At 44.1% G+C, this 11553-nt stretch carries 13 protein-coding genes and 1 pseudogene; 5 read left to right on the top strand and 9 right to left on the bottom strand.

Annotation, left to right across the window (positions count from 1 at the left end; translation table 11 throughout):
• Positions 1–294: 294 nt before the first annotated feature.
• The 3 genes from HF974_06480 to HF974_06490 all read right to left on the bottom strand — a co-directional run bounded on the left by HF974_06480 (position 295) and on the right by HF974_06490 (position 3124).
• Positions 295–1365, bottom strand: a complete 1071-nt coding sequence (locus HF974_06480; protein ID MBC2697980.1) for an RNA methyltransferase — start codon at positions 1363–1365, stop codon at positions 295–297.
• A 3-nt stretch (positions 1366–1368) separates the two neighbouring features.
• Positions 1369–2199 (bottom strand): tRNA pseudouridine(38-40) synthase TruA, encoded by an 831-nt coding sequence (gene truA, locus HF974_06485; protein ID MBC2697981.1) that lies wholly within the window; start codon positions 2197–2199, stop codon positions 1369–1371.
• Between the two features lie 67 nt (positions 2200–2266).
• Complete coding sequence (locus HF974_06490) at positions 2267–3124, bottom strand: winged helix-turn-helix transcriptional regulator (protein ID MBC2697982.1); 858 nt, start codon at positions 3122–3124, stop codon at positions 2267–2269.
• Positions 3125–3518: 394 nt separating this feature from the next.
• Between HF974_06490 and HF974_06495 the strand changes: the two genes are divergently transcribed.
• Together HF974_06495 and HF974_06500 are read left to right on the top strand one after the other, a co-directional pair.
• Positions 3519–5018 carry a 2-isopropylmalate synthase gene (locus tag HF974_06495; protein ID MBC2697983.1) on the top strand — a complete coding sequence of 500 codons (1500 nt, stop codon included), beginning with the start codon at positions 3519–3521 and terminating at the stop codon, positions 5016–5018.
• Between the two features lie 5 nt (positions 5019–5023).
• Positions 5024–5785 (top strand): HAD-IIA family hydrolase, encoded by a 762-nt coding sequence (locus HF974_06500; protein ID MBC2697984.1) that lies wholly within the window; start codon positions 5024–5026, stop codon positions 5783–5785.
• A gap of 561 nt (positions 5786–6346) precedes the next feature.
• On the opposite strand, the gene HF974_06505 is transcribed toward HF974_06500, so the two are convergent.
• Entirely contained in the window at positions 6347–7408 is a 1062-nt protein-coding gene (locus HF974_06505; GenBank protein MBC2697985.1) for a phospholipase, read from the bottom strand.
• 335 nt (positions 7409–7743) lie between these two features.
• Positions 7744–7917, bottom strand: a complete 174-nt coding sequence (locus HF974_06510) for a hypothetical protein (protein ID MBC2697986.1) — start codon at positions 7915–7917, stop codon at positions 7744–7746.
• A gap of 125 nt (positions 7918–8042) precedes the next feature.
• On the opposite strand from HF974_06510, the gene HF974_06515 reads away from it, so the two are divergent.
• Together HF974_06515 and HF974_06520 are read left to right on the top strand one after the other, a co-directional pair.
• Positions 8043–8540, top strand: a complete 498-nt coding sequence (locus HF974_06515) for a hypothetical protein (GenBank protein ID MBC2697987.1) — start codon at positions 8043–8045, stop codon at positions 8538–8540.
• Complete coding sequence (locus HF974_06520; protein MBC2697988.1) at positions 8533–8838, top strand: hypothetical protein; 306 nt, start codon at positions 8533–8535, stop codon at positions 8836–8838. Before HF974_06515 ends, HF974_06520 begins: the two co-directional genes overlap by 8 nt.
• A gap of 542 nt (positions 8839–9380) precedes the next feature.
• Here HF974_06520 and HF974_06525 read toward each other — a convergent pair.
• A complete protein-coding gene (locus HF974_06525; GenBank protein ID MBC2697989.1) occupies positions 9381–9554 on the bottom strand; it encodes a hypothetical protein in 174 nt (57 codons plus the stop codon).
• Between the two features lie 412 nt (positions 9555–9966).
• On the opposite strand from HF974_06525, the gene HF974_06530 reads away from it, so the two are divergent.
• Positions 9967–10539: a hypothetical protein gene (locus HF974_06530; protein MBC2697990.1), complete on the top strand. Its 573-nt coding sequence runs from the start codon at positions 9967–9969 to the stop codon at positions 10537–10539.
• Here the strand turns inward: HF974_06530 and HF974_06535 are convergent.
• The 3 genes and pseudogenes from HF974_06535 to HF974_06545 form a co-directional block, all read right to left on the bottom strand.
• The gene (locus tag HF974_06535) at positions 10499–10912 is read right to left on the bottom strand and encodes a hypothetical protein (GenBank protein MBC2697991.1); all 414 of its coding nucleotides are present in this window, start codon (positions 10910–10912) and stop codon (positions 10499–10501) included. The two genes, HF974_06530 and HF974_06535, sit on opposite strands and share 41 nt — an antisense overlap.
• A 140-nt stretch (positions 10913–11052) precedes the next feature.
• A pseudogene (locus HF974_06540) lies at positions 11053–11139 on the bottom strand (YkgJ family cysteine cluster protein).
• Between the two features lie 135 nt (positions 11140–11274).
• Positions 11275–11439, bottom strand: coding sequence for a hypothetical protein (locus HF974_06545; protein ID MBC2697992.1), 165 nt, complete (start codon positions 11437–11439; stop codon positions 11275–11277).
• Between the last annotated feature and the right edge of the window lie 114 nt (positions 11440–11553).

The following is an 11553-nucleotide window of genomic DNA, read 5'->3' on the forward strand; positions in this document are numbered from 1 at the left end:
TGCCTTCATTCCTATGGAATGCTGGTAGCGAAGGGGTTCTGAAGAAGCGGTTTGAGGAACTGGACGGATATGTCAGAGCACGATTACGAAGTTTTCGGGTGAAGAAACGCACCTGGAAGGTCATTCTGTACACGCTCCAGAAACCCAAATTGAGAGAATGGGTCTTGTTTCACTTAGTTCATTACTTAAATAGTCCATCTCCTGCAATGGGATTGTCCAAACGAAAGCCGCTTACGAGAAATCTGTACGAGCTGTTTGATGAAGAGGGGGAGGCCGTAAGGCCTCTTCTTTACTCTAGGCCAACGTTTGACTTTTATCAAGCACAGTAATCCTCCTTGTAAGACTGCGGTGCACTCTCTGTATGTACACATCAACAACTGAAAAGCTGGCAGATACCGCCCACTCCTCAATAGGACGTTCAGAGACCACCACTGCCCGACCGCCGGGACGCAAGACCCTGAATATCTCACAAAGAGAACGTTTCATAAGAATGTCCAGGGACCTGGCCTGAATAAGTGCGGACCTGCCATAAGGCGGGTCGGTCACCACACAGTCGATACAGCTATCCTTCAGTGCCATATTACCTGCATCCTGGAACATGAGAGAATGATCAGGCACATAGAAATCAAGATTCATCCTGGCACCCAGCAGTATCTTCCTCTGTACATCACAACCCAGCGTAACCGAACCCATAAGCCCTGCCTCCACAAGTATTCCACCAGTGCCGCAGTACGGGTCAAGTATCATACTGCCCGGTCCACATCGAGCGATATTTACCAGTGAGCGTGCCAGCCTGGGCATGAGGACGCCAGGGTAGAAGAACGGTTTGTTCTGTGGCTTACGGTCTTCAAATGAACCACGGTCAACAGATGCCAGCACACGACCGAATATGCATTTTCCATCAGTCAGTACTGCCCGATACAGGATGTCGGGATTTATGAGGTCTGCATGATATCCTTTATTGTAGAGCACCCCGCCGATCTTTCGTTCAATATCCTCAGAAGAGATGTGACTTTTACGCTTTATCTTCTTAGCCCTGATTTTGTAAGTAAGGGACGCAGGCTCATCAAAATCCACATTCTCAACCATGTTCATAATATCAGGTAAGGTTGAATCAGAGATGCCCACCACATTGATAATATGCCAGGTCAGGGCCAGTCGTTTGCTAAGTTTGCCCACTTGATCCATTTTTGCGTTTGCATTTAAATTTGCACTCGTATTTACATTTGGGATATCAACAATAAGCATCTGGTCAAATCGATATTTAACATAAAATTCAATATCTTCGGATTCCAGGGCTCCGATAACTTCAGCCACTGGTATATCGGGATGCTCGCCTGAGAGTTCAAAAGCAATCAGGGTCATAAATCAATCACATGTTTCAGGTGGCTGCATATTGTCTTTAAGTTCTTTAAATACCTCTGCCATTGCGCCATAATGCATGAACTGTTCATGAAGCCTCTCTGCAGAACCCTTTTTTGCATAGGAATCATCTTCCCAGGGAATGTCTAGGTCATAGTTCACATTTTTTAATAATAAGCCACAAGCCGGTGCAGGTTCCAGTCCCTCTTCAAACTCATCCGGATGGAGCATGCGTTTAAGCCATTCAACTTCACGAGTCTGGTTCCCCACCATACGAAGAGCTGTAACGATCTTGCGCACCATATGCCATACAAAACTATCAGCCTTGATATCAAGATTGATTAATCTACCTTCCACCCTTATATCGATTCGTTCAACTGTTCGCACAGTGGACTTATCCATATCCGGTGTAGCAAAATTAGCAAAATCGTGGGTACCTCTTAAGAGCTTTGATGCTTTGCGCAAAAGTGAGATATTTAAACATTCACCACAAACGAAATATTTATATTCCCGACTTACAGCATGTCGCCTTGGGTCAAAATCATCAGGTACTTCAGCCCTTGACCACACCCAGATAGACGGCGGCAGTTTGCTGTTAATCACCCTTGGTATTGCCAGTTTCGGGTTATCCGTATTAAAAGCGATCACCTGTCCAAGGGCATTGACTCCGGCATCGGTCCGACCGGAACCGATATATCTGGCACTTTTAGGGTCAGTAATGATTTTAAGTTCTTCAAGAGTTCTGAAGAGTTCTTTTTCAATTGTTGGCACATTAGGCTGAATCTGGAATCCATGATACTCAGTCCCTATATATGCAATCTTTAATGCTATCCTCATAAGTTCGATCGTATGGAAATATGTGCGGCTAAATAATAAAAGTAACCCAATGGTACGATCAAAGTGATCATTTCCTATTGACTTCCTTTTTTTGCCTGTAATAATCTACGATCATTACCAATGCGATCATGAACAGGCACCCCATAAGGAACCACAAACCCAGGTGGGATGTGAAATCCAGATCAAGGGTTGATCTACCTTTTTCCAGGGTGGCTGGTTCAACATATAGGGTAGGTATGTGTGATGGCATATCAGTGACCATTTCAGCCGCTTCAGGGATGTTCGAAACATCCGGTGCAGTTGCATTTGAAAAAGACTTCTGTGCTGAATCATTCACTACACCCATGATCGGATCCTTTGCACCTCCTGAAACGTTGTCTACAAAATCCATTGAAGAATCCATTGAAGACCCTTCTTCAATAATTCTTTGGGCATTGCCTTCTGGCATCATGCTTTTAGATAAAGTAAATTTACTTGTTAGCAGTTCAATAAAACCTGATGCAAAGACAGCAGTCAGAATGACACCAAGGTATTTTTTCAGTATTTCGGTAATAGAAGCACTACCAAGCTTTTCAGGTACCACAACTATAAGTTTACGTACAGGTGCATAGACCTTGACCTGCCTTCCTTTCTCGCTGTACTTTATTCGCTCGATCTTTGCCAGTCCCACATCCACAAGGTTTTCAAGATTATATTTTATCGTGGTCAGGGGAACATCCAGATGTTTGGCGATATCGGATGCACTCATGGAGTGCTCGGCAAGCAGTTCCATTATGTGCCTGGCCGTGTCATTGGTGATGACCTGGGTTATCTTTTTTGATTCATCACCAAGAGGAAGCACCAGAAGTTTTTCACTGTTATTATTTATTTCATTATCAGCCCTGTTGTGGCTGTTAACTCCAGTGTCTTCTGGTACATCTTCCATACTTTAACTTATGTAGATAATATTGATATACATACCGATAACTGCGAACTGACCTGCACTTATTTGTCATCTGGTAATGTCTGCATCCTGCTGAAATGCCGGCTGAACTGGCTGCGGCGGTTGATATGCTGGTGTTTGGCAGCACGTTTTACAATACCGGTCCAAAACTCATCTTCCATTGTGTATCACCTCAGGTATATGGATGTACTACAGCAGTGATAAACCACATCCAAGAGCACAGCGAAAGTAATCTTTGGAGAATAGAATGATAGTAGAACAGGTAGGGAATCAAGACGCTTCAAAAACCCTTTTATAATATGAAACGATTCTATAAGTGAGGTTTTTTATATGGAAGAACTTAAATTGAGGGATCGGGTTCTATATTACTGAATCGATACGTGACAAGCGCGTAACTATTTTCGACACCACACTGCGTGATGGTGAACAAACCCCTGGCGTATCTCTAACATTTGAACAGAAAAAGGAAATTGCTTCCCAACTTGACAAGCTTGGCATTGATATACTTGAAGCCGGGTTTCCCATGTCATCGGAAGGGGAGAAGCAGAATGTAAGCGAAATCGCTAAAATGGGTCTTGAACTGGATGTATGCGGACTCTCAAGGTCAGTATTCTCCGATCTGGACGCATGCCTGGAATGTGAAGTGGATATGGTGCATACCTTCATTCCCACGTCTGATGTGCAGCGCATCCATACTATCAATAAGAGCAGGGAAGAAGTACTGGACATGGCCATCAGGGCTGTGGAGCATATCAAGGACCACGGCGCAAAATGCATGTTCAGCCCAATGGACGCCACCAGGACGGATTTTGATTACCTGTTACAGATCAGTAAGGCGGTCCAGGAAGCAGGATGCGATGTTATTAATATTCCAGATACAGTTGGCGTTTTCGTTCCATCTGCCATGAAGGCTTTGATAGCAGATATCAAAAATGATATCACCATCCCCATTGATGTTCACTGCCATAACGACTTCGGGCTTGCAGTGGCTAACAGCTTGGCAGCAGTAGAGGGAGGTGGCAGGCAGGTACAGGTCACCATAAACGGCCTGGGTGAGCGGGCCGGCAATGCCGACCTTGCCGAGACCGTAATGAGCCTGCACAGTATCTACAGGGCGAAGACCAATATCAAAACCGAGTACATTGTAGAAACTGCACGTATGGTGGAGCGGTATACTGGCGTAAGGATACCTCCGACAATGCCTATTGTTGGTGATAATGCATTCGCACACGAGAGCGGGATACATACTCATGGCGTGCTTACCAGGACAGATACATTCGAGCCCGGCATTATGACACCTGAAATGGTTGGTCATAAGCGGCGGATCGTGATGGGCAAGCATGCAGGCAGGCATGCGGTCGTAAAGACACTGAAGGATGCAGGTCTTGAACCTGACAATGACCAGTTGAACGAGATCATGTCCAGGATGAAGGACATTAGTAACAAGGGCAAATCCATCACAGATGCAGACCTGTTCGCCATTGCCGAAGCTATTATGGGTAAAGTGAAGAAATCCGAACGTCCCATTGACCTGATCGAAGTTTCTGTAATGACAGGGAATATCATCACTCCAACGGCTTCTGTAAAGGCCATGGTGTGGGGTGAAGAAAAGGTAGGAGCCAGTATTGGTGTTGGCCCGGTGGATGCGGCACTGAACGCTGTCCAGAGTATCATTAATGGCCAGAGGACAATGAAATTGAGGGATTTCAAGATTGAGGCCATTTCAGGTGGTTCGGATGCACTTGCCGAAGTTATCATTGGTGTGGAAGATGACAAGGGCCGGATTATGACTGCCAGGGCTGCCAATGAAGATATTGTGATGGCATCGGTTGAGGCTCTTGTGACAGCTATGAACCGTATCCTCATGATAAAGTAGGGAATATGAACAGACCGGCTGCATACATTCTAGACCTTGACGGTGTGGTCTACCACGGGAGAACGGTCATACCGGGTGCCTGTGAATCCATTAACAGATTGAGGAGTTCAGGCAGCCGGGTGGTATTCCTTACCAATAATGCCACCCGCACCAGGGAGGCTATTGCCAGACGGCTTGTGGATATGGGTATCCCATGTGATGCAGGGGATGTGATATCCTCTGCCTATGCCGCATCAGTCTATATTAAAGAGAAGTATGGCAGCAGTACCATATATCCTGTGGGGGAGCAGGGGTTGGTTGAAGAACTGAAACGAGCAGGTCATGTAATTAGGGAACAGGATGCAGATTATGTGGTGGCTGGCCTGGATAGGGAATTCACGTATGGGAAGCTTACCCTGGCCCTGGACCTGCTCATGAACGGAGCAGGGTTCATTGCTACCAATACTGATGCTATGCTGCCTACTGAACATGGTTTCCTGCCAGGGGCCGGGAGTATGGTAGCTGCTATACAGGCTGCTTCGGGTGTGGTGCCTGATGTGATCGGTAAGCCTAATAAGCCGATCATGGATGTGCTGCTTAAGGAGTACGGGATGAGAAGTGAAGAGTGCGTTATGGTGGGAGACAGGCTGGAGACCGACATTCTGGCAGGGATAATGGGCGGGATGCGGACTGTGCTGGTGCTTACAGGGGCATCAGGGATAGAGGATATTGAATCTTCAGGGTTACGGCCTGATACTGTTCTTGATAGTATCGCTGATTTGGAATAGGCCTTTTTTGATGTATCGGAAAGTGTATACTTTCATGTAGGCCTCGAAAATGCAAACGATGTGAGCATTTTCTTAACGGCTCATCCGTTCTTTGTAATATTCTTCTTTTGCGATCATCTCAAGACCGCAGCATATTATCGGGTCATTCCCGGAGAACAATATTTAAATCTCTGTACCGCATATTTCGCAAATATATATTTCACCCATTTCTGTCAAGGAGACATTCCCCCTTTTTGTTTTGTAATTTGTATCTATTGTGCTGGTATTAATATTTTATTGCCAGTGACTCGATGTTTAAGAATTAACCCTTCATGTAATTTGATGTCTTCGAAAAGTGGTTTATTACACACTTCACGTTCATCTTAATGCTGGTAAAGATGCTATTCCACATTGTTGGGTTTTTTCCACTTTCTATTATGGCCCCCCATATCACTGAATAGAATGAATTAGGAGGAGTCATCAAATGGTATTTCTTCTGATGATTCAAATACTTCGGTTAGACGGTTGGTTCTTGACATAATTTTATCCACACCTCTTTAATGCACAAGCCACTGATTTGATTCAAACTGGCTCCCCATGTTCATTTATCATCCTATCGATTTCGTCAAGCGCGTAGGAACCGAGCTGCATTTGCTTTGATCTGGCTTTGTCATCATCCAGTTCACCGATAACAAGGATATTTTCATCGTTTAGCCGATTAGCTGGTCCTGTGAAGTTAAATGATCCGACAACAAGCACCTCACCGTCAATGACTGCCAGCTTGTGGTGCAGTTTATTTAATCCTGCTTTATGCGGGCATAAATGCATTTCAGCTCCCGCGTCCTTGATGTCTTTTGTCGGAGCCCACTGCTGTTTACCCTGGCCACCATCCAGGATGCCGCGTACTTTGATCCCGGACCGGGCCAGAGCGATAAGGGTATCATCAATCCCTGAAGAGCGACTGAAGGTGAACATTGCAAAGTCCACGGATTTTTTCGCTTTTAGCATTTGTTTCATGATCTCCATCTCAGGAGAGTGATCTGGTGCAAAAAGTATCTTAACTGGTACTCCTGCAACGCAGTACACACGTGGTGGACTAAAACGGCGGCTCTGGTTTGACCCAAAGGTCCCATCAAGTATCTCCCTGAACTCGTTTGAATATTCTCGGGCCACCCTCTTGCTTTTCGCTATCAGTATATGGTTAAGATTGGACGCAACACCAGTGGGAGTAAAATTTGTGGATCCGGTAAGAATGGCCGCATCGGCGCTATCCTTATCCCGAATGATAAACTTCTGGTGGAAGATATCGGGATTAAAATCTGTTTTGACTTCTATTTTTGCCCTTTGCAGAGCATCGTGTATCTGTCGGTTCGTCTCATTGGTACCACCTTCAGACCAGGGGTCAGCGAGGGCTCTTCGCACTGAGAGATAATCCCCTTCCAGGACAACCCGAACTGAAACGCCTCTTTGTCTTGCGCGGATCAAAGCATCGGCTATGGGCCGGGATTCAAGTTCCTGTACAGCTACATCCAGAGATTGGCGGGATTCATCAATAAAGCTGACTATTACATCCAGCAAATCGTCGGGGGCGCCCAATTGCTTGGGTCCCATAAATAATTCCAGTCTTCCAAGATTTATAGACATTGCATTTCACCTTACCTGATACTTAGAATCTATGCGTGGTCCAGAAGTGTTCACAACTTCTGGTGGGGATATTCTATTTATTATGTTTGGGAAATCTCGCCCTAATATTGTCTAGGGCGCATTTTACCCAACTCCGAACACCACATCCTGCTCCACAGTATACGCCCGCACCTAGCTGAAATCTTGACTGAAGCGCGGCTCGAAAAAGGCGTGGTCGTTTTCTGATATCGGCTGGCCGCCTCCTCTGAGAGAATGGACCTTGGATTCGAGATTGGGATTTGTTTCAGAGAGATGACTTGAAGTCGCTTTTGCTTGAAGCTCTTCCTCCTCTTCTTCTATCGGCTGTCTTTGCAGTTCATCTTCCTCGCATGTGGGGCACCCCGCTGGATGTGAAGTACATCACCGGATGCTGCCTGAGGCCCCGGCATCTTCATCACAGCATCTACCACCCTATCCGCCTCCTGCTCATTCACATCCACAGGCTGGCCTGTCTTCAGGTTCGCCTGCAACGGCTTCTGATCTAATCAATTTTAACTCAGCCTGATTGTCTGCAGTCCTTTTAAAGGAACAGAAAGTGGTCTGTTGTGGAGTCTATAGATAATATTATGATGTGAAATAGTCATATAGTAGTGTTATGATAATATCTGACTCATCAACACTTATATTACTTGCAAAATGTGAGTTAATTGAGTTGTTTGTGTCAGGTTTTTCACTTATAATTCCTGAAACAGTTTATGACGAAACAATACGTAAAGGAATGGAAAAAGGGAAATATGATGCATATTTACTTGAAAAACTGGTGTATGATGAAAAAATCCAAGTCAGACAGACTAATAATGAATCATTAAGAAAGATACAGGATTTTTTTAGTATTCACTCTGGGGAAAGTGATGCAATAGCACTTTGCCTTGATCTTAATGTAAAATATTTGCTATGTGACGATAAGAAAGCAATCAATGCATGTCGAATTTTAGGTATAAAATTTATAACAGCGTTAGATATTGTATTGGCAATGCACACTAATAATCTCATATCTAACGAAAAAGCAAACGTATCACTTGATCGTCTTGAAGAGTTTGGATGGTATAATAAAGAATTGATCAATAGAACCGGGAGTGAAATAAATGGTTGAAATAGAGATTCCACAGAAAGTGTCTCATTCATTTGAAGTTATTAAAAAATATGAACTAATAGATGAATCATATATGCTTCAGCAAGTGTTGTTATATGGTATTCATGATCTGGCACAAGAGATGGCAGTAAAATTATTTTCAGAAGGAAAAATAACAATAGGTGAAGCTGCTAAGATGGCTGATTTGTCAGTTGGTGAGATGATGGAGCTTTTCACAACAAGAGGTATAAGATCAAGAATTACAGCTGATGATTTCGAAGAAGGTTTATTAAACGCACTCGATATGTTTAATGAATGAGTGTTTTTATTTAAACGGTTGATAAGATCTATATGAAGTAAGGGGTCATGAGACCTCCTGGCAGTGCACTTTCAAGTGTGTGCAGTCTTGCTATAAGTCGTATTGTTGTGGCTAATGTTCGGATTTCCGGTTCGGATCTGCCGTATAAAGTTTTCTGTCCTTGTCTTAATAGACCCGAAATTCCCACGCAGCGATCCGGACCACTTGAGTTATTCACATGTACCAGGATTCTTCTGTGTGTAAATGCACCAGGCACACCCTTGCATCAACAGCATTCGCCACCGATCCGGTCTTGCTGAAGTCTACATGCGGACAAATCGAGACTGCTCTCAAAGGTGCAAGCCACGCTTTCTACAAAACAGCCACAGTACAAGTGTGCGCTGAGGCAGACTTTGATGCTAATCGTAACGAGAGCGTCTTGAGCATATCCTGGAGGGACTGTGGTTGCGCAAAGCATTGGGCGCCCCGCTCATCGCGACATATGTGACACTGGGTTTTTGCGTTCTCTGTCGCATGCCATCTAGATTGCATGGTTTTACTGATCAGCGGGAGTGCGGTGTGATATCATAGAAACTCGGGTAATCTGCCATGACTCTGGTGATCGGAGATCGCATGAGCAAGGGGCGGCGCTCTCGTATGGTCATCGTTTCAGGCAGCGCTGGCAGGATGTCGACATCAGTGTATACGATGGTAGCACCCCCGGTTATGCCTCGCATGATGTCTGCGCGATATGGAGGTACCCTCCGGGTGATGTCACCTGATGAGTGGAACCGCACGCCAGGGCGCATTTGGGTGAAGGCGTCGTGGAGGCATACGGTCGGCTGCACGAGGGCGATGGACCGCAGCAAGGGCTCTTACAACTTCAAGTTTCGCTGTAGCGCTTAACCTAGCTGATGGTAGTCATCCTGCAGACGCAGATCAATACGATTTGAATGATCAACAGCACTCTTATCTGTAGGGGATAATCGCTGTCAGTTTCGTCTCACCTGATTTGTGACCTTTTCCTGCAATAAAGCTTAATTCATTTATAGTTACAATTTTTTATTAACATTTATATAGAAATCTATTTATATTTAGTACAACATAGTATATAATCATCATAATGCTCATAATGAGGTGAAAAAACGGATGATAAATAAAGTCAACATCAAATCCCAACAAGAAGTTAAAAAACAGTTTTACCACCACTTCTTTAAGCAGATCAATATCCAGCATATCTTCTTTTTCTTAGCCTTTATTATTTACGGTATTGGAGACGGTGTAACAGGTGCAATATTAATGAATACAAAAGGGATTTATGCAGAATCAAACCTTTTTTTCAGGTTTTTATATGAAACTTTTGGATTAATGGCGTTCATTGCTACAAAAGTTTTATTGACTTGTATTCTTTTACTGGTAGCATTTATCATTTACAAGCTATCTAATAGGCATTACTATTGGATGATCAATGGCTGGCTAGCTGCTCTTTCTATAGGTGGGATCATGGCAGTACATGCCAACTTACGGGCAGTGATAGGTCTTCCATACCCTAATCCTAACAGTATTATATTTCTTTATATCATCCTGACATTTATCCTTGTAGAAACGGGTGCTTATATAGACAGAAAACACAATATCATTACGCACTGTAAAAGGCCTGTGTGTTTACCGCCCGTGCAGACTAAGCCACCTGTGCACCCGTATGTACCTTTACCTGATTAAAAACAGCTCCAAACCGCGGCTCAAAATAAGCACGCTCGGATTCTGCCAGAGGCCGCCCGCCGCCTTTGATCGCATTGATCTGCGATTCAAGCTCATTAGTAACTTCAGAAGTTGCATCCTCCCTGCTCTTTGCTTGAAGCACCTCTTCTTCCTCTTCTTCTTCAACCTGTCTTTGAACCAATGGTGTAATCTGATCAACAAGCGGTTTTGTCTGAAGTATTTCTTCCTCTTCCTCCTCTGGCTCAACCTGCCGCTGCACCCACGGCTCCGGCATCCGCATCACCTGCTCCGCCACCCGGTCCGCCTCCTGCTCATACACATCCCCGGGCTGCCCGATCCTCAACTTTGCCTGTAGAGCCTTTGATCTTATCAATCTCAAAACAGCCTGATTGCCTATAGTTCTCTGAAGATATAAAATATGATCAACGAAGAGGCTTTCGATCCGGATCGATTAATCCTTCGCGTCTGTAAATCCAAATTAATTTTATTTGCCTCGGATCTCTTGCTATCTCCACAATCAAATCCCCGGCAGGGCACAGGCCGCTGCTCCCACACCGTACATCTGTAATTCTACCTGTCAAGATGCACGCAGTAACCATCATCACCGTGAGCTATCAGATAAAGCCTTCCAAATTCCCAATTTTAAGATATGTCACATATTCAATATTAGTCTGAAACTGCGATATATTCCCAATATCCTTTCTGATATATCACTATGAAAACTAATAAATCATCTCAAACAAAATCTTCTTTATTATATTTAACTTTCAATTCAATAAATAGGAAATCATCGTCATCCGGACTCCAACCTTCAATGCTGAGCTTTATAGTTGTTTGTTTAACTGGTTCACGCTTCTTTGAATCTCGAATAGTACCAAAAATTCTCATTATCTCACCCATATTTTAAAAATTAAGAGTTTAGATAAATAGATTTATGTTGATGTAGATGATATCATATACATAGGTGTTAATTGTGACAGAATACATTCGAACTACAATAAAATTAAGAGAAGA

The organism is ANME-2 cluster archaeon, from assembly GCA_014237145.1.
GTDB lineage: Archaea > Halobacteriota > Methanosarcinia > Methanosarcinales > Methanocomedenaceae > Methanocomedens_A.

Coding starts and splice junctions, on each gene's coding strand:
- HF974_06505 (MBC2697985.1), bottom strand. CDS start 7,408: ATGTCTATAAATCTTGGAAGACTGGAATTATTTATGGGACCCAAGCAA.
- HF974_06530 (MBC2697990.1), top strand. CDS start 9,967: ATGATAAATAAAGTCAACATCAAATCCCAACAAGAAGTTAAAAAACAG.
- HF974_06515 (MBC2697987.1), top strand. CDS start 8,043: ATGATAATATCTGACTCATCAACACTTATATTACTTGCAAAATGTGAG.
- HF974_06520 (MBC2697988.1), top strand. CDS start 8,533: ATGGTTGAAATAGAGATTCCACAGAAAGTGTCTCATTCATTTGAAGTT.
- HF974_06545 (MBC2697992.1), bottom strand. CDS start 11,439: ATGGGTGAGATAATGAGAATTTTTGGTACTATTCGAGATTCAAAGAAG.
- HF974_06500 (MBC2697984.1), top strand. CDS start 5,024: ATGAACAGACCGGCTGCATACATTCTAGACCTTGACGGTGTGGTCTAC.
- truA (MBC2697981.1), bottom strand. CDS start 2,199: ATGAGGATAGCATTAAAGATTGCATATATAGGGACTGAGTATCATGGA.
- HF974_06490 (MBC2697982.1), bottom strand. CDS start 3,124: ATGGAAGATGTACCAGAAGACACTGGAGTTAACAGCCACAACAGGGCT.
- HF974_06480 (MBC2697980.1), bottom strand. CDS start 1,365: ATGACCCTGATTGCTTTTGAACTCTCAGGCGAGCATCCCGATATACCA.
- HF974_06525 (MBC2697989.1), bottom strand. CDS start 9,554: ATGCGAGGCATAACCGGGGGTGCTACCATCGTATACACTGATGTCGAC.